This is a genomic window from Arthrobacter sp. MMS18-M83 (assembly GCF_026683955.1).
GTDB lineage: Bacteria > Actinomycetota > Actinomycetes > Actinomycetales > Micrococcaceae > Arthrobacter.
Map to the genome: position 1 here is coordinate 3,154,564 of NZ_CP113343.1, position 20,269 is coordinate 3,174,832.

At 62.9% G+C, this 20,269-nt stretch carries 17 protein-coding genes, 1 tRNA gene and 1 pseudogene; 8 read left to right on the forward strand and 11 right to left on the reverse strand.

The window, feature by feature from the left end:
* Positions 1-91: 91 nt before the first annotated feature.
* Positions 92-577, reverse strand: coding sequence for a hypothetical protein (locus OW521_RS14965; RefSeq protein WP_268020415.1), 486 nt, complete (start codon positions 575-577; stop codon positions 92-94).
* A 304-nt stretch (positions 578-881) separates the two neighbouring features.
* Complete coding sequence (locus OW521_RS14970) at positions 882-1,649, reverse strand: hypothetical protein (RefSeq protein WP_268020416.1); 768 nt, start codon at positions 1,647-1,649, stop codon at positions 882-884.
* Positions 1,650-1,981: 332 nt separating this feature from the next.
* Here OW521_RS14970 and OW521_RS14975 point away from each other — a divergent pair, with 332 nt between their 5' ends.
* Positions 1,982-2,176 (forward strand): YegP family protein, encoded by a 195-nt coding sequence (locus OW521_RS14975; RefSeq protein WP_265981967.1) that lies wholly within the window; start codon positions 1,982-1,984, stop codon positions 2,174-2,176.
* 54 nt (positions 2,177-2,230) lie between these two features.
* Here OW521_RS14975 and aceE read toward each other — a convergent pair.
* Positions 2,231-4,986 (reverse strand): annotated as a pseudogene (aceE, locus tag OW521_RS14980) (pyruvate dehydrogenase (acetyl-transferring), homodimeric type).
* 344 nt (positions 4,987-5,330) lie between these two features.
* Here aceE and OW521_RS14985 point away from each other — a divergent pair.
* The 3 genes from OW521_RS14985 (at position 5,331) to OW521_RS14995 (ending at position 8,551) form a co-directional block, all read left to right on the forward strand.
* Entirely contained in the window at positions 5,331-6,899 is a 1,569-nt protein-coding gene (locus OW521_RS14985) for an NCS1 family nucleobase:cation symporter-1 (RefSeq protein WP_268020417.1), read from the forward strand.
* Positions 6,900-7,006: 107 nt separating this feature from the next.
* Positions 7,007-7,765, forward strand: a complete 759-nt coding sequence (locus OW521_RS14990) for an aspartate/glutamate racemase family protein (RefSeq protein ID WP_268020418.1) — start codon at positions 7,007-7,009, stop codon at positions 7,763-7,765.
* 21 nt (positions 7,766-7,786) lie between these two features.
* Positions 7,787-8,551, forward strand: a complete 765-nt coding sequence (locus OW521_RS14995) for an SDR family oxidoreductase (protein WP_268020419.1) — start codon at positions 7,787-7,789, stop codon at positions 8,549-8,551.
* Between the two features lie 29 nt (positions 8,552-8,580).
* Here the strand turns inward: OW521_RS14995 and OW521_RS15000 are convergent, their stop codons facing one another.
* The gene (locus OW521_RS15000; protein ID WP_268020420.1) at positions 8,581-9,489 is read right to left on the reverse strand and encodes a glutaminase; all 909 of its coding nucleotides are present in this window, start codon (positions 9,487-9,489) and stop codon (positions 8,581-8,583) included.
* A 233-nt stretch (positions 9,490-9,722) separates the two neighbouring features.
* On the opposite strand from OW521_RS15000, the gene OW521_RS15005 reads away from it, so the two are divergent.
* Positions 9,723-11,213: a cation:dicarboxylate symporter family transporter gene (locus OW521_RS15005; protein WP_268020421.1), complete on the forward strand. Its 1,491-nt coding sequence runs from the start codon at positions 9,723-9,725 to the stop codon at positions 11,211-11,213.
* A gap of 73 nt (positions 11,214-11,286) precedes the next feature.
* Here OW521_RS15005 and OW521_RS15010 read toward each other — a convergent pair whose 3' ends face one another.
* The 5 genes from OW521_RS15010 to OW521_RS15030 form a co-directional block, all read right to left on the reverse strand.
* The gene (locus OW521_RS15010) at positions 11,287-11,940 is read right to left on the reverse strand and encodes a DUF1254 domain-containing protein (RefSeq protein WP_268020422.1); all 654 of its coding nucleotides are present in this window, start codon (positions 11,938-11,940) and stop codon (positions 11,287-11,289) included.
* Entirely contained in the window at positions 11,937-12,542 is a 606-nt protein-coding gene (locus OW521_RS15015) for a DUF1214 domain-containing protein (protein WP_268020423.1), read from the reverse strand. The genes OW521_RS15010 and OW521_RS15015 overlap by 4 nt, the downstream gene beginning before the upstream one ends.
* Before the next feature lie 64 nt (positions 12,543-12,606).
* Complete coding sequence (locus OW521_RS15020; protein ID WP_268020424.1) at positions 12,607-12,993, reverse strand: sterol carrier family protein; 387 nt, start codon at positions 12,991-12,993, stop codon at positions 12,607-12,609.
* Between the two features lie 15 nt (positions 12,994-13,008).
* Complete coding sequence (locus OW521_RS15025) at positions 13,009-14,025, reverse strand: asparaginase (protein WP_268020425.1); 1,017 nt, start codon at positions 14,023-14,025, stop codon at positions 13,009-13,011.
* Positions 14,026-14,061: 36 nt separating this feature from the next.
* Complete coding sequence (locus OW521_RS15030) at positions 14,062-15,639, reverse strand: molybdopterin-dependent oxidoreductase (protein ID WP_268020426.1); 1,578 nt, start codon at positions 15,637-15,639, stop codon at positions 14,062-14,064.
* A gap of 170 nt (positions 15,640-15,809) precedes the next feature.
* Between OW521_RS15030 and purD the strand changes: the two genes are divergently transcribed.
* Both purD and OW521_RS15040 read left to right on the forward strand, forming a co-directional pair.
* On the forward strand, positions 15,810-17,120 hold the full coding sequence (purD, locus tag OW521_RS15035) for a phosphoribosylamine--glycine ligase (protein ID WP_268025900.1): 1,311 nt from the start codon (positions 15,810-15,812) through the stop codon (positions 17,118-17,120).
* A 3-nt stretch (positions 17,121-17,123) separates the two neighbouring features.
* Positions 17,124-18,059 carry a phosphoribosylaminoimidazolesuccinocarboxamide synthase gene (locus OW521_RS15040; RefSeq protein ID WP_268020427.1) on the forward strand — a complete coding sequence of 312 codons (936 nt, stop codon included), beginning with the start codon at positions 17,124-17,126 and terminating at the stop codon, positions 18,057-18,059.
* A 102-nt stretch (positions 18,060-18,161) separates the two neighbouring features.
* Here the strand turns inward: OW521_RS15040 and OW521_RS15045 are convergent, their stop codons facing one another.
* Positions 18,162-19,448: a helix-turn-helix domain-containing protein gene (locus tag OW521_RS15045; RefSeq protein WP_268020428.1), complete on the reverse strand. Its 1,287-nt coding sequence runs from the start codon at positions 19,446-19,448 to the stop codon at positions 18,162-18,164.
* Positions 19,449-19,586: 138 nt separating this feature from the next.
* On the opposite strand from OW521_RS15045, the gene OW521_RS15050 reads away from it, so the two are divergent.
* Positions 19,587-19,844, forward strand: coding sequence for a hypothetical protein (locus OW521_RS15050; protein ID WP_268020429.1), 258 nt, complete (start codon positions 19,587-19,589; stop codon positions 19,842-19,844).
* Positions 19,845-20,138: 294 nt separating this feature from the next.
* Here the strand turns inward: OW521_RS15050 and OW521_RS15055 are convergent.
* A tRNA-Pro gene (locus OW521_RS15055) sits at positions 20,139-20,215 on the reverse strand.
* Positions 20,216-20,269 lie beyond the last annotated feature (54 nt).

The following is a 20,269-nucleotide window of genomic DNA, read 5'->3' on the forward strand; positions in this document are numbered from 1 at the left end:
CAAAACGGCGCGGCAGAGCCGAGTCACTCCTCCGCCAACAGGCGTGAACCGGCTACACCGTCCTGCGGAACCTGATCGGGCAGAGGGCTATTCAGGGAAAGGAAATGGGTGTGATGGCGTCGTGTTCATCCCAGTGCCTCGTCCCGGACGCGGTTACGGCCTGGACAGCCATGGCGCTGATGAGCTCTCCTGCATGGCTTTGGTCGTTTTCGGTGACGACATACGTGAAGACGAGCTCGGTTTCCCCTCCGGCTGGCATCGGACCGAAACTCAAGGCGGACGGGCCGGTCGCGTAGCTCAGCTCTTCTAGTCCTGCGTTGGTGAAGGACCGCAGGACAAGGGTGACATCGGTGAGGACTTCCCCTGAATCATTGATGACCCAGGCAGAATAGGTCAGGGTGTCGTGAGGTGCCGCGGTGGCCTTGTGCGCGTAATGAACGAGGCGCACACCGGTACCGTGTAGGGGACACGCCAAGAAGACTCCGGGAGCTGTGGCATGCGATGGAGGCGATTCGTGCCTCGTTTCAGGGGGTTGCCGTTCAATTTGATTGTCCAGGTTTCCCGGGAGCTGCAGCATTAGGACTTCCTTGGGAAAAGTGTTTTCAGCCATTGGGCTCTCAGCGTTTCTGCTCGGCGGCGGCCCCGGGCGGGTGTTTGGCCGATGGCGTCTTTGCCGGGAGGTGCCATCGGCTCCTGGATGGAGACCATTGATGAGGTGAACCGCCGTGTGCCGGTGGCAGTGTCCCGTTCACTGGCTGTGTTGTGGCCCGGCAGGCTGAGAACGGCATCAATGATGGCAATGAGCCGCAGTGAGCCCTCGTTCCCGCGTATGGCCGGGCCCGCGGTTGAAGTGAACAGGTTCGCCGGACGTTCGCGGCAGGTCATCGCGACTGCGGCCTTACCGGGATCCCCCGGAGCTGCGCCATGAGGCGCATGGCTTCGGCATCCGTTGACGGGATCGGTTGGTACCGGAGCTTGCAAGGGCCGAGGGCCCCGTTACGGAGCGTTTCAAGGCGCCTCTTGCACCTCAGCGCATCAGCAAGGTTCCCTGTTGAACCCTGGATGAGGAAGTCCACCCTGTCATGGCGGTACACCTGTATCGCTGATTCGCCGGTGAATTCCTGGGCGCAGATTCGACCCACTTCCACGGACAGGGTCCAGGAGCCTTTCAGTTGTTTGTCCATGAGAGGAAACAGGAAAGCCCCCAGGATGAACTTGCCGGAGCCGTTCGCCGTCCGGCGCGCGTCTTGAAGTGCGCGTTCGAAATGGGCTGTGGTTGCCAGGCCCGTTGTGACATCCGTGCAGGACGAAGGCTGTTGGTCTTGCTCTCTGGCCTCTACCCATCCGACGGCGATGTCCTGCAGCGCGCTTTGATCGACCGGTTGTCCGGCAGCTGTGAAGAGGGATCGCAGATCGGTCATCGTTTCAGCGATGCCAACACCGTGGAAGGAACGCGATGCACCCAGATGCCGGGCTGCACCAAGAGATGAATTCCCATTCATCACCGAGAGGGCCATGCCTTCGACTTCCGGTACGAACCAGTCCCGGACATACCGCCAGCCATCGCGCCGGCTCTGGTCCCGCCACCGGTCCAGAAGCTGCCACACGCCGTTCTCAACGGGGACGGAAGGCGCTGTTTGAATCTTCATGCCTAACTTGTGGCGCGTGCAGACGATTCATGTTGCAAGTGCCGCGAAATATCTGCGTCGAGGGCAACTAGTCAAGTCAATCCGGTGCGCTCGAGAGTCGGTTGAGGCAGTCCACCGTGCCTGGGCCGCGTTGGCCCGGCGTAAACCTTGGGTGTCTCCGTGTCTTCCGGTTCTCCTCGGATTCCGGCGTAGGTCTACCGAAAAAGGTTGAATATTACCCACGGGTAGGCCTTCTGGCACGCTCCGATGGCGGATATTCTCTTAGGGACTTCACGAGAGTCAGTGGTCATCGAAAGGGATGCAACGACGCATCCGCGGTAGAAAGAGAGTTTATGTCTGGCATTTTCGAAATCTTGGCAGCAGGGGAGCAATCGTTCCACTTCCGGTTGAAGGCCGACGATGGAACGGTCGTGGCAGTGTCGCCTAAGTTCCCGGATATCGCGGCCCTCGTGGCCGGAATCAATGCAGTCAGGGAGAGTGCCGCCACAGGATTCGTGGTGGATCACCGCTCGCTCGGAGCGCAATAAGAAATCGGCGGCAGTGCTCACAGGAGCACTGCCGCCGATTAGTTTTAGGGCACCTTAGGCGTCGCCTCCTGAACCGCCGGTAGTGCCGGCAGTGACGTCCAGGAGCTTGTAGCGGTCAATGGCGTACGACGGCGCACTCGGGTCTACCTCGCCCCTCGCCGCGAGGAGTTGCAGGGTTTTGGTGACGATGGAGTGGGTGTCGTTTTTGAAGTAGCGTCGGGCGGCTTGGCGGGTGTCGGAGAAGCCGAAGCCGTCGGCGCCGAGGGAGGCGAATTCGTTGGGGATGAATTGGCGGATCTGGTCCGGGACGGCTTTCATGTAGTCGGTGACGGCGATGACGGGTCCGGTGGCGCCGGCGAGTTGCCGGGCGACGAAGGGGGTGCGGGGTTGTTCGCCGGGGTTGAGGAAGGCGTGTTCTTCGGCGGCGAGTCCGTCGCGTCGGAGTTCGTTCCAGGAGGTCACGGACCAGACGTCGGCGGAGACTCCCCAGTCGCCGGCGAGGATTTTCTGGGCTTCCAGGGCCCAGGGGACGGAGACGCCCGAGGCCAGGATCTGCGCGCGGGGTCGCTTGTTGTCCCGATCCTCGGGCTTCGCCGGGGCGAGCAGGTAGATGCCCTTGAGGAGGCCTTCGGTGTCGAGGTTTTCCGGTTCCGCGGGCTGGGTGATGGGTTCGTTGTACACGGTGAGGTAGTACATGAGGTTCCGGTCCTCGGAGTGGTCCCCGTACATGCGTTGGAGTCCGTCGCGGATGATGTGGCCGATTTCGTAGCCGTAGGCGGGGTCGTAGGTGCGGACGGCGGGGTTGGTGGAGGCCAGGATGGGGGAGTGGCCGTCGGCGTGTTGGAGTCCTTCGCCGGTGAGGGTGGTCCGTCCTGCGGTGGCGCCGATGATGAAGCCGCGGGTCATCTGGTCCGCGGCGGCCCAGAAGGCGTCGCCGGTGCGTTGGAAGCCGAACATGGAGTAGAACACGTAGATCGGCACGAGGGGTTCGCCGTGGGTGGCGTAGGCGGTGCCGGCGGCGGTGAACGCGGCGACGGCGCCGGCTTCGTTGATGCCGGGGTGGATGAGCTGGCCCATGGGGGATTCCTTGTAGGCCAGGACGAGGTCCCGGTCCACGGAGAGGTAGTTCTGGCCCTTGGGGTTGTAGATCTTCGCGGTGGGGAAGAACGCGTCCATGCCGAAGGTGCGGGACTCGTCCGGGACGACCGGGACGAAGCGGGCGCCGAAGTTCTTGTCCCGCATGAGGTCCTTCAGGAGCCTCACGAAGGCCATGGTGGTGGCGGCCTGCTGTTTGCCGGAGCCGCGCTTGGCGGCCTCGTAGGATTTGTCCTCGGGCAGCACCACGGGGGTGTGGGTGGAGCGGCGTTCCGGGACGGGCCCGCCCAGGGCGGCGCGGCGGTCCATCATGTATCGGATTTCCGGGGCGTCCATGCCGGGGTGGTAGTACGGGGGCCGGTACAGGTCCGTGTCCAGTTGTTCGTCGGTGATGGGGATGCGCAGGTGGTCACGGAAGGCCTTGAGGTCTGCCATGGTGAGTTTCTTCATCTGGTGGGTCGCGTTGCGGCCCTCGAAGTGGGGTCCGAGCCCGTAGCCCTTGACGGTCTTGGCCAGGATCACGGTGGGTTTGCCCTTGAACTCCGACGCGGCCTTGTACGCGGCGTAGACCTTGCGGTAGTCGTGGCCGCCGCGTTTGAGGCCCCAGATCTGGTTGTCGTCCAGGTCCGCGACCAGGTCCTTGGTGGCCGGGGTCTTCCCGAAGAAGTGTTCCGCACGAACCCGCCGGACTCGGCCTTGTAGGTCTGGTAGTCCCCGTCCACGGTCTCGTTCATGATCTTCACCAGGGACCCGTCGGTGTCCCGGGCCAGCAGATCATCCCATTCCCGGCCCCAGACGACCTTGATGACGTTCCAGCCCGCGCCGCGGAAGAACGCCTCCAGTTCCTGCATGATCTTCCCGTTGCCCCGGACCGGCCCGTCCAGGCGCTGGAGGTTGCAGTTGATCACGAAGTTCAGGTTGTCCAGGTTCTCGTTCGCGGCGAGCTGGAGCAGGCCGCGGGACTCGGGCTCGTCCATTTCCCCGTCGCCCAAAAACGCCCAGACCTGCTGGCCGGAGGTGTCCTTCAGGCCCCGGTCGTGCAGGTAGCGGTTGGACTGGGCCTGGTAGATCGCGTTCATCGGGCCGATGCCCATGGACACGGTCGGGAATTCCCAGAACGCGGGCATCAGGCGCGGGTGCGGGTAGGAGGAGAGGGCATGGCCCTCCTTGGACTTTTCCTGCCGGAACCCGTCCAGGTCCTCCTCGGAAAGCCGGCCCTCCATGAACGCCCTCGCGTACATCCCCGGGGACGCGTGTCCCTGGAAGAAGACCTGGTCCCCGCCCGAAGGGTGGTCCTTGCCGCGGAAGAAATGGTTGAATCCGACCTCGTACAGCGTCGCGGCCCCGGCATAGGTGGAGATGTGCCCGCCCACCCCGATGTCCGCCCGCTGCGCCCGGTGCACCATCACGGCCGCGTTCCAGCGCATGTACGCCCGGTACCGGCGCTCGAACTCCTCGTTGCCAGGGAACACCGGCTCCTGGTCCGCCGGGATCGTGTTCACGTAATCGGTGGTCGTCACCATCGGCACCCCCACCGACTGGGACCCCGCCCGCTGAAGCAGGCTGCGCATGATGAACTGCGCCCGCTCCGTGCCCTGCTCCCTGATCAACGCATCCAAAGACTCAACCCACTCGGCAGTCTCTTCCGGATCACGATCAGGCAGCTGGGAAGTCAACCCGCTAAGGATGTGTGAGGTCTCTTCTCCTGCAGCCACGTCCAACCTCTCTTCATTGAATGTCTGGGCGCTTGCACTGTAGTGCGCGCTGAAACGTGCATGGAAATTTCGTATTGTGAGAATAAAATTCTGTATTTCGAGATTAGCCATGCGTTCGCCAAGCGTCAATCTAGCGCCGCAGAGGCTAGTCCTCGCGAGGCTGCGCGGCGCCAGATGGCAGATTGTGACCGCCGTCGGGAGCGAAACCCTTGACCAAAGGTGATCTGGCTCATAAAGTTATTTCACTATTCAATAACTAGATTTCACGATGCGAAAAAGATTCACATCCTCTCACAGCGTCTCGGAAGCCTAGTTGCAGCACCACAAAGAAGTGGAGATCCACGATGCAATCGACTCCCCCAGTCGGCGTCACAACGGCTTCGGAGCAGACCATACTGCCTGGCAGTTCGGTACATCCGTCAGTAGGAAATGAAACGCTCTGCGATGTAGCGTCCGTCGCAGCAGGCCGCACCATCAGCCCCAGCCTCTACAACCTGGACCTTGCCCCCACCAAGAAAGAGGGCAGGCGCTGGACCAGCTACAGCATCTTCACCCTCTGGGCCAACGACGTCCACAGCCTTGGCAACTATGCGTTCGCCATCGGCCTCTTCTCGCTTGGCCTGGGCGGGTGGCAAATCCTCGTGGCCCTCGGCATCGGCGCGGTTTTGCTGTTCACCCTCCTGACCTTCTCCGGCTTCATGGGCCAGAAGACGGGCGTTCCCTTCCCGGTGATGAGCCGGATCAGCTTCGGTATCCGGGGCGCCCAGCTGGCCAGCCTGGTCCGCGGGGCCGTGGCAATCGCCTGGTTTGGAATTCAGACCTACCTCGCCTCGGTGGTGCTCCGCGTCATGCTTGTCGCCATGTTCCCCGGACTCAAGGACGTGGATGCCAACTCCATCCTGGGCCTGTCAACGCTCGGCTGGATCGCCTTCGTATCGCTCTGGATTATCCAGTTGGTCATTGTCAGCTTCGGCATGGAAATGATCCGCAAGTACGAGGCCTTCGCCGGCCCCATCATTCTCGTCACCATGCTGGCCATTGCCATCTGGGTCTTCGTCGAGGCCGGGGGTGCCATCCAGTGGTCCGGCATCAAGGGACTCGAAGGCGGCGAGATGTGGCGCACGATCTTTGCCGGCGGCGCCCTCTGGGTCTCCATCTACGGCACCTTCGTCCTGAACTTCTGCGACTTCACCCGTTCCTCGGTGTCCAAGAAGTCGATTGTCCGCGGCAACTTCTGGGGCATCCCCATCAACATGCTCCTGTTCGGCGCAATCGTGGTCATCATGGCCGGCGGCCAGTACAAGATCAATGGCAAGATCATTGAAAGCCCTTCGGACATCGTGCAGAGCATCCCCAATACGCTCTTCCTGGTCCTGGCCTGCCTTGCCTTGCTGATCCTGACTATCGCAGTGAACCTCATGGCGAACTTCGTTGCACCGGTCTACGCCCTCACCAACCTCTTCCCCAAGCACCTGAACTTCCGCAAGGCAGCCTGGGTCAGCGGTACCATCGGCCTGATCATCTTGCCGTGGAACCTCTACAACAACCCCTTGGTGATCGTGTACTTCCTGGGCGGACTTGGCGCGCTGCTCGGCCCCCTGTTCGGCGTCGTCATGGCCGACTACTGGCTGCTGCGCCGCGGCAAGGTCAATGTCCTCGACCTTTACACGGACCACCCGTCCGGCACCTACTTCTACAAGCGTGGCGTCAACCCCCGGGCGATCGCCGCCATGGTTCCGGCCGCCGTCGTCGCCATCCTGATTGCATTCGTACCCGCACTGGAGGCCGCAGCACCGTTCGCCTGGTTCTTCGGCGCAGGCATCGGGGCGTTGTGCTACTACGTGTTCGCGGACAAGAAGCAGCAGCACAGCGACATCTCCGGCGAGCCGATCGCCGTCGTCAGCAACCACTAATACTCAACTGACTCGCAGTTAGCGTCGTTTTCGCCCGTCAAAACGACAACGACTGCGAGTCAGTTGGGCTAACCCGGCTACCAGGCAACCCAATCAAGGAGGAACCCATGCGAATCCTCGTCGCAAACGTCAACACCACCCAATCCATGACGGACTCCATCGCAGCCCAAGCTCGAAACGTCGCGGCTCCGGGCACTGAAATCATCGGCATCACCCCACGGTTCGGCGCCGATTCCTGCGAAGGGAACTTTGAAAGCTACCTTGCCGCCATCGCTGTAATGGACCGCGTGGTCAATTACCCAGAACCGTTCGACGCCGTCATCCAGGCGGGTTATGGCGAGCACGGCCGCGAGGGGCTTCAGGAGCTCCTCGACGTCCCGGTGGTCGACATCACCGAGGCCGCTGCCAGCACTGCGATGTTCCTCGGGCACAAATACTCGGTGGTCACCACATTGGATCGTGCGGTTCCGCTCATCGAGGATCGCTTGAAGCTTGCCGGGCTTGACGCCCGCTGCGCCTCCGTCCGTGCGAGCGGGATGGCCGTGCTGGAACTCGAGGAATACCCGGACCGCGCTGTGGAAGCCATTGTGGAACAGGCTGAACGGGCCGTGCGTGACGACAAGGCAGAAGTGATCGTCCTCGGCTGCGGAGGCATGGCCGGCCTCGACGAGCAGATCCGCCAACGTTGCGGAGTGCCGGTAGTAGATGGAGTTGCCGCCGCGGTGACTATCGCCGAGTCGCTCGTCCGCCTGGGCCTGTCCACGTCCAAGGTCCGGACCTACGCCACGCCTCGTCCGAAGACCGTCGTAGGCTGGCCACTGACGATCACAGACACGACGACGGCGGATGCTCCCGCCGCGCACTAGTTCAACAACCAGGAGAACCGCGTGAGCGAAACCATCCCCACCCAGCCCCGGGTCGCCGTCGTCACCGGAGCAGGTTCCGGGATCGGGCGGGCAGTCTCCCGGCTTCTGTTGGCCGAAGGCTACCGCGTTGCCCTCGCCGGTCGCCGTGAAGCGCAGCTCCTCGAGACCGCTGAGGGCCACGCTGAGGCGCTTGCGGTGCCGTGCGATGTGACAGTGCCCGACGACGTCGCGCGCCTTTTCGCCGCGGCCCGCCGGCGCTGGGGGAGGGTCGACGTCCTATTCAACAATGCGGGCATCTTCGGTCCGTCCGGAGGCGTGGACGAGATCAGCGTGGCCGATTGGGATGCCACCCTGGCCGTGAATGTCACGGGCTCCATGCTGTGCGCGGCCGAGGCCGTTCGGACCATGAAATCGCAAGAACCGCAAGGTGGGCGCATTATCAACAACGGCTCAATCTCGGCCCATTCGCCGCGGCCATTGTCCGTTGCGTACACGGTGAGCAAACACGCCATGAGCGGCCTGACCAAGAGCATTGAGCTGGATGGGCGCCCCTTTGGCATCAGCTGCGGACAGATCGACATCGGCAACACGCGCACCGAAATCATGGATACCATCGGCGTGGGCTCGGGCGCGCTCCAGGCCGATGGGAGCAGGCGCGTGGAGCCAATGTTCCCTGTGGAGGATGCCGCGCGCGCGGTGCTCATGATGGCCAATATGCCGGCGTCGGCCAATATTGGTTCAGTGGTGGTGACCGCCGCGGGGATGCCGTTCGTGGGCCGCGGCTAGCTCGACGCGGCTAGAAGCCCTGCGCCGGGCTAGAAGATCGACCAGCCCGTGCGGGTGGTGAACTCGTCCAGGGCGGCAACGCCCGCCAGCGAATTCCCGGATCGTCCCAGGCCAGGGCTCCAGACGCAGATGGTGCATCTGTTGGGCACCACAGCCACAATGCCGCCGCCTACCCCGCTCTTGCCGGGGAGTCCCACGCGGTAGGCGAATTCGCCCGCGGCGTCGTAGGTGCCGCATGTGAGCATCACGGCGTTGATCCTCTTGGTCTGGGACGGGGACAGTAGCGGCGTGCCGTTCCCGCGCAGCCCGTTATTGGCTAGGAACCTGCTCGCAAGGGCCAAATCGGTGCAGCTCATTTCCAGGGCGCACTGGTTGATGTAGGCCTCGAGGACCGAGTCCACGGGATTTTCGAGGTTTCCGTAGCTGGCCAGGAAGTGTGCCAGCGAGGCGTTGCGGTGACTGTTCGCCGCCTCTGAAGCGGCCACCACGGGGTCGGCATCGATAGAGCTGTTGCCGCTTTCTTGCCGGAGCAATTCCCGGACGGATGGCGAGTCATCCGCGATGCTGAGCAGCCTGTCGGTGACAACCAGGGCCCCGGCATTGATGAACGGATTCCGCGGAATTCCGTCTTCGTGTTCCAGCTGCACCAGGGAATTGAACGGATTGCCGGATGGTTCCCGGAACACGCGCTTCCAGATGCGGTCGCCGTCCCCGGCCAGCACCAAGGCTAGGGCGTACACCTTCGAAATGCTTTGGATCGAGAAGGGCACGTCAGCGTCGCCGGAGGAGAATACGTCACCGCTGGAGGTTGCCACGGAAATGCCGAATTGCTTGGTATCCACCGCGGCCAGGCTCGGGATGTAGTCTGCGGGCGCTCCTTGGCCGAGCAAAGGCTGAACCGTGCCGACAATGTCGTCAAGGAGATTCTGGAGATCCATGTTTCTTAGCGCCGTCCTTCGGAGTGGTTCCACAGCCTGAGCTACATTACCCGCACTCTGCCGGTACGGGCTCCACTGCCTGGGTTCAGGGTCTTCGCAAGCAGGAGCAGCGTCAAGCTTCACGATTCCACATTGTGAAATTTGAATTTCCCCTTGTGGAATCGTGTGAGCGGGATTACATTGATTTCATCCCCGAAATCAGGGGCTGTTCCCAAACTGATTGGTTCAGATCAATGAAGATCCCAGACTCCGCGGCGCTGAAGGCGAGTTCGGCCCCGCGGAAGAAGAAGCCACTGTACAAGTCGCTCTTCTTCCAAATTCTGATCGCCGTCGTCGCAGGTGTACTCATCGGCCATTTCTGGCCGAACATCGGGTCCACCCTCCGGCCACTGGGCGATGGTTTCATTCAACTCATCAAGATGATCATCGCTCCGCTGATCTTCCTCGTGATCGTCACGGGAATCTCGGCAGTGGGCGACGTCAAGGCGGTCGGAAGGGTCGGGGTCAAGGCCCTCTTGTACTTCACCGGCGCCACGCTTTTCGCACTGGTTTTCGGCCTGATCGTCGGAAACCTTGTCCAGCCGGGTGCTGGACTGCACATCGATCCGAGCACTCTCTCCCAGGATGCGCTGAACGCAAAGACCGGCACCGCCCCGCCCAAGGACGCGGCTTCCTTCCTCCTGGACATCATTCCCACGTCTGTGATCGGCGCTTTCGCCAGCAACAGCCTGCTCCAGGTCCTCTTCTTCTCGGTCTTCTTTGGCGCGGCAATCGTCGTCATCGGGCGTGAGCGCTGCCTCCCGGTCATCAGCCTCATGGAAACCGTCCTCGAACTGATCTTCAAGATCATGTCCTGGATCATGAAGGTCGCGCCCATTGGTGCCTTTGGTGCCATGGCTTTCATCATCGGCCAGTACGGACTGGACACCCTGGGGACGTATGCGCTCCTGATCGCCTCCTGTTACGGGGCGGCCATCGTCTTCATCGGCCTGCTGTTCCTCGTCGCCTGGAGCTTCGCCAGGGTGCCCCTGTGGCAATTCCTGAAGTACACCCGTGAGGAATTCCTCCTGGCACTTGGTACGGCATCCACCGAGGCCGTCATGCCGCGCATCATGACCAAGCTGACCAATGCCGGCTGCTCCCGCGCCACCACGGGCCTGGTTGTCCCCACGGGCTACTCATTCAACCTCGACGGCGCCGCGATCTACCTTTCGATCTCGTTGCTGTTCCTGGCCCAGGCCTTCGGTCATCACCTCGACCTCGGGCAGCAGTTGGCAGCCCTGGGTGTCCTGCTCCTGACGTCCAAGGGCATGGCCGGCGTACCGGGTTCATCGTTCCTGGCGCTGTCTGCCACGGCGGCCGCGCTCGGCATCTTCCCGGTTGCAGGCGTCGCACTGCTCCTCGGCGCCGACCGCCTCATGGACTCCATGCGCGTCGTCGTCAACCTTCTCGGCAACTGCGTAGCCACATTCGTCGTCGCGAAATGGGAAGGCCAGTTCGACCGTTCCGTTATGCTCCGTGCCTTCCGCGGTGAAATCACCAACGAGGATTCCGCCATCATGCTCGGAGCCGAGGACGTTTTTGAGGAACAGGAAATCGAACGCATCAGCGAAGGGCGGGAACCCTCTCCGAAGTTCCGCGGCGGGCCGAGCGCGGATGAGATCCCGCAGTTCGAGATGATCAAGCCGGGTCAACACCGGAGCCCCTCGGTCAGTCCCGACTAGAGGCACCAAGCTCCATTCCAGTTGAGCGCCCCACGACAATGTCGTGGGGCGCTCAACTGCGTACAGGGGACCGCTACTGTTTCAGCGGCGCGAGCTGTATTTGCTTCGCAAGCCCGTAAGCGATCGGCAGGTCGCTGTCGCTCTCGACGAAGACACGGCCAATCACGAGCGCGGAATCGGTTGGCGAAGAAATCTGGGTCATGCCGTCCGGTACGGTTCCCTTCCAGCCGGGCCCGCTGAGAACATAGTCGCCGGCTTCGGTTCCGGTCGTACGTTTGCCGACGTAGGAAAAATTGGTGCTCGTCGACGGGTGGGTGAACTGCACGCTGAAGTAGCGGCCGGCCATGTCCGGTACGTGCAGGACCTGCGGCCCCTTGCTCAAATCGAGCCAGCCGCCAACGTAGAGCAGATCGTCGGCTCCGGTTGCCATGAGGCTCCCGTGCGACGCCGACGGGGAAGAAGTGCTTGGTACTGCGTACAGGGTGTTGACTGGGATCGGGCCGTCACCGAACCCATGCTTGAGGATCGCCCTCTTGTATCCATTGACCGTGAGACGCGGCCAGAGGTAGATGAAAGCCGGCGCGCCGATCACCCAAACGATGACAGCCGCTATGGCGAGTGGAGTGATCCCGTCCCCGCTGGCGATCCGCCGATAGATGACCCAAGCAAAGACCGCCAGTATGACGGCTGTAAGGGGACGCCCATACTTCAAGATGAGGCGGTTCATATCACTGCCTTTACAACGGGCGGCAATTGGTACGTGCCGTCGAGAATTGCCGAGCCAGGCAGATACACGCGGAACATCAGCTTGAACTTCCCCGAAGGAGTTGGCAGCCAGTTCTGCTCGTGCGTGCTCGGAGCCTGATGCTGGAGATAGATGTCGACTGAACCGTCGGCGTTCTGCTCGAGCGGTGACCGGTCACCAACGCTATAGCGATTAGTTGGATTGTTCACCATATATCCGACGATGTCGGTGGGAGTGAGCGACCAGAAGGCGTCAGTCGGCGGGAGTTTCCCGGCAGGAAAATGCAGGACGTATCCATGCCCGCCGCTCAGCGTTTGCCCTGAGCCATCCACAGTGGTGGTCCAGTACGCGGCCTCTTCAAACACATTGACGACCGGCAGGGCTTTGGCGCAGGCAGCCCGCACGAGCACTCCGTTGCCGGGCTGGCCGCATTTGCGGATGGCACTCCAGCCGTTGACAGTTGTTGTGATCGCCCTGCCCACGGCATTCATCAAGAGGATCGCCGTCAAGAACGCCAGCACGGCACCGAGAATTAATCCTTGCACCACACCGGACTGTGAGAACCACGCGAGGGCATTAACCATAACCGCAAACTACCACTGCGCTATGTAGCTGAGTGCTGTTGGCGCGGCCGCGGCGCTTGCCGCTTCAGAACAGCGGCAATAGTTCCGACAAATCCGCGCGCAGGCCCGATGCGGCTACCCGGCCGGCGTCGACGGCGGCGGACCACGCCAAGCGGCCGGTCACCATCGCCAGCCAGGTGGCGGCGTCGCATTCGATGACATTCGGGGGAGTACCGCGCGTGTGCCGTGGACCTTCCACGCACTGGGTGACGCCGAACGGCGGCACCCGGACTTCAACTGAGTTGCCAGGGGCGCGGGCGGTGAGCTCCTCAAGCGAGTAACGCACCGCGGTTGCCAAAACAGTGCGCGACGGCGATGTCCCCGTCTCTGATTCTTGCGCGACGGCCGTCTGCCATGCGGCCAGTGCCGCCCTGCCCTGCTCAAGGTCGATCCGGCGTCGTGCAATTGCCATCTTTCGGCGCCCCAATCAGTCCAGCAGCGCCGAAACGGCATGCCCGAGGCGGATCCTGCCGACGGAGTGGCCACCGCCGAGGACCGGCTCCACGACCTTTTCGAGCACGCTGGAGACTCCGGGAATATCCACAGCGCCTGCAACTGCGAGGAGCGTCAAGCCAACCAGGGTGGCTGCGCGGGGATTCCCATCCAGAATCTTCACTGCAACGGAGGCGCCAGTGGGTGTTGCCAAGACCAGGACACCTTCAGCTCCGCCCTTGGCAAGCACTTCGAGTTCGTCCATGACAATGGTGTTTGCCCCGCCGCGGCCCTGAACTGCCCACGGGTAGTCCAACATTGACGTGGCAATGGTTGCCGCGCGGGCATTGGAGCTCTGGTCCCGTGGGGCCTGCGCCAAGCGCGAGTAGGCCCGCGCCAGCCCGGTCAGGGAAAGCGCGGCAACGGGTGCTCCACAGCCGTCAATGCCGAGGTGGGCGATTTTCTCACCGCTGTATTCCTCGATGACGGTCCGCACGCGCTGTTGCAGGGGATGGTTGGGCTCCAGGTAACTGTGCGTGTCCCAGCCGTTCTCGGTGCACGCCCAGAGGAACGCTGCATGCTTTCCCGAACAGGTGAAGGCCAACTTGGACTTGCCGTGCTCGGAACGGATCAACCAGTTGCGGGCAACCTCGTCTTGCGGCCACGCCGAGGGGCATTGCAGTTGCTCTTCCCGGACGCCGGCGGCTTTGAGCATTCCTTCCACCACGTCCATGTGGTCCAGGGAGCCCACATGGCTGGCGCAGGCCAAGGCAACTTGGGCGCCCCGCAACGGCACGCCCGACTGCATAGAAGCGAGCGCCTGGAAGGGCTTGAGCGCGGAGCGGGCATAGATGGGGGTGGTGATGTCCCCGAGTTGGGTCACCACCGAGCCGTCACCGGAAAGGACGACGGCGGAACCGATGTGGCGCGATTCGATGAACCCGCTGCGCTCAATCACTGCCAGCTCGACGGCGGAATCAACGCTGAAGGTTTCATGCGAACTCAAGGGCATGATGCAAGTCTAGGGTGCGGCAACCGTCTTCCCGGGCTACTCCACGGTCACCATGACGGACTGCCATCCCGAGGCGCCGTCCGGCACAGGATCCACTCGCTTTTCAGTCTGCAGTTCCCCTGTTCCGTCCGTGGCGCGGACTTTGATGTAGTGGGGTCCCGGCGTGGCGTCCCACTCGAAGGACCACTGCCGCCACGTGACCACGGATGCTTCCGCGGCAAGGGTGGCTTCGGCCCACGCGCCGTTGTCGATCTGTACTTCAACCTTCTTGATGCCGCGGGTCTGCGCCCAAGCCGTGCCACCCAGGGCGACCCTGCCTGCCGGCACTTTGGCGAAGGATTTGGGCACTTCCAGCCGGGCCATCGTCTTGATAGGACCTCGCTCGGACCAGCCGCGGTTGGTCCAATAGGCTTTGTTGTCGGCGAATCGGGTGACTTCCAGATCCACCACCCATTTTGTTGCGGAAACGAACCCGTAGAGCCCGGGAACCACCATGCGCACGGGGTAGCCGTGTTCCAGCGGCAGCGGGTCGCCGTTCATGCCGATCGCAAGGATTGCATCCCTGCCGTCCTGGAGCACTTCGAGCGGTGTGGAGGCGCTGAAGCCGTCTATTGAGGTGGAGAGAACCATGTCCGCTCCGGCCTTGGGGCCGGCTCGCTTGAGCACGTCGCGGATGGGCAGTCCAAGCCATTTGGCGTTGCCGGCAAGGTTTCCGCCGACCGGATTGGAGACACACGTGAGCGACACGTGGGCCTCGATCAATTCGGCGTCGAGCAGGTCTTGAAAAGTCAGCCGGACCTCTCGTTCCACCAGTCCATGAACCCTCAGCTCCCATTCCTGGGCGTTGATCTCCGGAACGCTCAGCGCGGTGTCGATTCTGTAGAAGTCCTTGGCTGGGGTGAGCCAAGGGACGACTCCCGGTGTCGGGGACTGGACACCGGCTGGAACGGGAGCAGCCGCGCGGGCCGGAGCGGGGAGCTTCAACGAATCCCGCGCCCTGGCCACATTGCTGCGCGCGGAGCTCAGGAAGCGCCCGCCCCCGGCCGCGATGGCGGCTGCGGCGACGGTGATACCCGTTGCGGCAAAGAAGGTGCGGCGCGTGGTGGCGGGACGCTCGATGCCTTTTGCTGCGGTGTCGGCGGGTGCGTCGGGGAAGGAATTCAGCCGCCAGAGCCTGGTCACCAAGAAGCGCAGGGTTGCGAGTCCGGCAAGCGTGCCGATCAGGCTCGGTATGGCGTCCACAGGCTTGACGCCGGCCCGGGTCACGACGGCGGCAACGATCACCGCGCCCATGCCGAGGACGCCCAACACGCCCAGCGCCCAATTACGGAAGGCCACAATGCCGAGGACGCAGGCCAGCACGAAGATGGTCAGGCCCATGCCCACAAACAGGGCGGCCTTGTCATTGGTGCCGAACGTGGTGACCGCAAAATCCTTCATCCACGGCGGCGTGAAATCGATGAACGTGGACCCCAGCGCAATCACCGGAGTGGCCCGGGCGGTAAAAAAAGCGCCGATCAGTTCCGCAACGGAAAGTACGACGCCGGCCGCTGCCACCCCGGCCAGCGCAGCCATTGTGGTGGGTCCCCTGAGCCAGTTTCTGAGCGTCTTCATGCAGGTTGTTCGGAGCGGGAACACCCCAGGATGGGTGGGACATGCTCCTCGTTGGTGGTGGGGAATGGGCATGTCAGTGCTATGTCCATTGCTCGTGGCCAAGAGGGGGCATGTCCGGTGGTGGACACAGCTTAGGAGTCCTGCCCCCGCACAAAGTACCCTTGAAGACTGTGAAGGTACTCGTCATTGGCCCCGGCGGCCGCGAACACGCCATTGTCCGCTCATTGCTCAAAGATCCCAACGTTTCCGAGGTCCACGCGGCTCCGGGCAACGCCGGCATCGCCAAGCTGGTCCCCACGTACGCGATCGACGGCAACAACCCCGCCGCTGTCGCAGCGCTTGCGACGAAACTGGCCGTTGACCTGGTAGTCGTCGGACCCGAAGCCCCGCTCGCGGCAGGTGTTTCCGACGCTGTCCGCGAGGCCGGCATTCCGGTCTTTGGCCCGAGCAAAGCCGCTGCCCAGCTCGAAGCTTCCAAAGCGTTCGCCAAGGAGGTCATGGCTGAGGCCGGTGTGCCCACCGCCATGGCCCGCGTGGCAACAAATGCGGCAGAGGCCGCTGACGCCTTGGACGCCTTCGGCGCTCCGCACGTTGTCAAGGACGACGGACTGGCTGCCGGTAAGGGCGTGGTGGTCACCAACGATCGCGAGGAAGCCCTCGCCCACGCGCAGACGTGTTTCGACGCCGGTGGAACCGTGGTGATCGAGGAGTTCTTGGACGGACCCGAGGTTTCCCTGTTCGTGCTGTGCGACGGCCGCACCACTGTGCCGCTGTCCCCGGCGCAGGACTTCAAGCGAATTTTCGACAATGATGAAGGCCCCAACACGGGCGGCATGGGCGCTTACACCCCGCTCGACTGGGCGCCTGAAGGCCTGGTGCAGGAAGTTATCGACCGCGTGGCCCAGCCCACCGTGGACGAGATGGCCAGCCGCGGCACGCCGTTCGTCGGCGTCCTTTACTGCGGCCTGGCCCTGACGTCCCGTGGCACCCGCGTCATCGAGTTCAACGTCCGCTTCGGCGATCCCGAGACGCAGGCGGTCCTCGCTCGCCTCAAGACCCCCCTCGGCGCCCTCATGCTGGCAGCTGCCAAGGGCGAACTGGACCAGGCCGAAGAGGTGCGCTGGTCCAAGGAGTCTGCGGTCGCCGTCGTCGTTGCCGCCGAAAACTACCCGGACACGCCCCGCACGGGGGACCGCGTCCGTGGCCTGAACAAGGTGGATGCGCTTGAAGGCGTCCATGTCATCCATGCCGGCACCAAACTGGACGACGAAGGCAGGGTAGTTTCGGCCGGGGGCCGGGTGCTGGCCGTCGTGGCGCTGGGGACGGATCTCGTGGAGGCCCGCGAGCGGGCTTACGACGGCGTGGAGCTGGTCCAGCTCGACGGCGCGCAGTTCCGTACCGATATCGCCGGCAAGGCAGCCCGCGGGGAGATCCACGTGGTCTCCCCGGCCACCGGCTCCATACCTAACGTAAAGGCTTGAGCCATGCCTGAAAACAACTCAAACGGCCTGCAGACCGAAACCCTCGACCTCCCGGGTTGGAAGCACGTCTACTCGGGCAAGGTGCGCGATCTCTACGTCCCCGCGGACGACGCCACGGCGGCCGAAGCCGGCCAGGACTGCGTCTTGGTGGTGGCCAGCGACCGCATCAGCGCTTACGACCACGTCTTGAGCAGCGAGATCCCGGACAAAGGCCGGATCCTGACGCAGCTGAGCCTATGGTGGTTCGAGCAGCTGGGCGTGGAACACCACGTTCTCGCGTCCACGGCCGCCGAGGGAGTCCCTGCGGAGGTCGAGGGCCGCGCGATGATCTGCAAGCGGCTGGAAATGTTCCCCGTGGAATGCATCGCTCGCGGGTACCTCACGGGTTCCGGCTTGGCGGAGTATCGGAAATCAGGCACCGTCTGCGACATTCCCTTGCCGGCGGGCCTGGTTGACGGCTCGCGGCTTGAGCACGCGATCTTCACGCCTTCCGCCAAGGCGGAGGTCGGCGAGCACGACGAGAACATCACCTACGACGACGTCGTCGCGATGGTGGGCGACGACATCGCCGCCCGCTTGAGCGAGCTGACGTTGAAGATCTACACCCGCGCTGAAGAGATCGCCCGTGGGCGCGGCATCATCCTGGCCGACACGAAGGTGGAGTTCGGCATCGATACCGCCACCGGTGTCATCACCTTGGGCGATGAAGTCCTGACTCCGGATTCCTCCCGGTTCTGGGATGCTTCCACCTACGAACCGGGCAAGGCCCAGCCTTCGTACGACAAGCAGTTCGTCCGTGACTGGCTGACGTCTGCGGAGTCGGGCTGGGACCGCTCGGGCGACACCCCGCCGCCGGCACTGCCGGCCGACGTCGTGGAGAAGACACGAGCCCGCTACGTGGAAGCCTACGAAAAGCTGACCGGCCGCACTTTCGCCTAGGCTGCATCGTCTGGCCAACGGCTTCAGCAAGCAAGCGCCGCGGAAAGCAAGAGAAGAGCCCCGGACCATCTGGTCCGGGGCTCTCGCTTTGTAAGGGGACTCTTAGCTTGCGCGAGAAGACTTCGCGCTCTCGCCATGGCCTGACGCCGCCCGACGTTCCGCCAACCGGATTTCCAGGACGGAGTCCATGGCCTGTTGGACGCGGTCGGCTGCTCCCGCAGCGGTGAAATCGCGTTGTGCTTCCTCGAGATGAACCAGGGCGTCCGCGTTTTCGCCAGCCGCTTTGAGCGCCTTCCCGAGCAGGAAGGCGACTTCGCCCGCGGTATGGCGCGCCAGGACATCGCGGTCCGCGTGGATTTCGCGCAGCTTGGTGATGGCGGCCGGGATGTCGCCCGTCAGGTAGAGCCAGCGGGCGCGGATAAAGGCAACCTCCAGCTGGTCCGTCTTGTTTCCGCCCACGATCGACAGAGCGAGTTCAGCCCGTTCGATGGCGGAGAGCGTCTCCGGCTCCACAATTCCCGAGGAGAGCCGGACCGCCGCAGATGCCTTGTTGAAGCGGGCCCAGAGCTCAATGTCATTGGCGGGCGACAACAGTTTGGCGGCGCGCTCGTGGTGCTTGATGCCCTCGGCGTAGTCGTGCCGCATGAAGGCTACGTTTCCCACCACCCAGGCCACTTCGCCCGCGAGCTGGGACATCGAGTGATCGTCCATCTGGCTGTTCATGGCCTGGCAATACGTCCAGGCTTCGTCCAATCTGCCGCTCTCAGCCAGTGCCCCGATCAGAGCCCGATGCGCCCCGATGATCAGGGTTGAGCCCTTGGGCAACTGCTCGGACAGCCTTACGGCTTCCATCGCGTGTTCGACGGCGGTGGCCAGCTGGCCTTGGCCGTGGCAGACCGCGGCAAGCATCTGCCGGGCACGGACTCCCAGGCCCGCGGATTCAGTGGCCATGGGGTGTTCCAGAAGATGCTGGATGATCTGCTGGCATTCCTTCAGTTGCCCCTGCTTCATGAGGCACTCGGCCTGCATGTACGTCATGTTCCACCACGCGCTGGTGTTCTTTGCCTCAAGTGCGATCTGGGCTGCGGTCGACGCGTGGCTCGCGGCAAGAGGGTAGTCCCTCAAGTCCCACGCTTGCCTGGCATACAGCCCCGCCAGCACGTATTCGGCGTCGCTGACGGATACGGGCTGGCTCCAGGCTTCCAGGGCTTTTGGTGCCAGCTCAAGGCGCCGGGCGAGTTCCTCAATGACCTCGGCTGTGGGTTCCCGGCGGCCGGTTTCAAGAAGTGAAATGTAGCTGGGTGAGTAAAGGTCTCTGCCCAATTCAGCCTGGGTCAGCCCACGTTCGAGCCGTTCGGCACGGAGCTTTTCTCCGAATCCGTTCCCCACAGGTTCCTCCTAGAGGCTTGTCTTTGCGCTGTCTTTACGCGTACACCTTGACAGTAGCTGTGGAAAACATTTTACAATGAATGTCAACAGGGACCGCGTAATTTCCGTAACGAATCCGACTCGCATTGAGGAAAAATTATGTTGAAGAAGATTGCTGCAGCAGTCGCCCTGGCCGGCGCTCTTGCATGCTTCGCCGCGGCGCCAGCCGTGGTTTCCGCAGCCCCTATGGCAGACACCGTCAGCACGGTGCTCAGCATTGGTAATTGGCCCGACCCCATGAGTCTCGCCCAGGCAATCGGCAATTGGCCTGACCCGATGAGCGTCCCGCAGGCTATTGGTAATTGGCCTGATCCCATGATGGTGCCGCTGATCGGTAACTGGCCTGACCCCATGTAGGCGAAACTCAAGGACGGCTTCCGGTGAACCGGGCAGCTGTCGGATAATTCAAATGAAATGAATAATCCCCGGGGTGTAATAAACCAACACACCGGGGATTTCTTTTGCGCGGGCAACCGCAGGCCGCTCCGGTAACTTCCGAGCCATTGCCGCCGGTTGTTAACAACACTTGTCTCTAAACCTCGGGCAGGCCTGGGAAAACCGGTCATCGGAATGTTTTGGCATTTCCTGGCCCGGCCTAAAACCTTGTTAAGTACAGATAGAAGGCCTTCCAGTGGAAGGCCTTCTATCAATTGGTCGGGATGACAGGATTTGAACCTGCGACCTCTTCGTCCCGAACGAAGCGCGCTACCAAGCTGCGCTACATCCCGATCCGCTGCGAAAGCAACTGTTCAAGAATAGCCGATGCCCGCCCGGATGCGAAA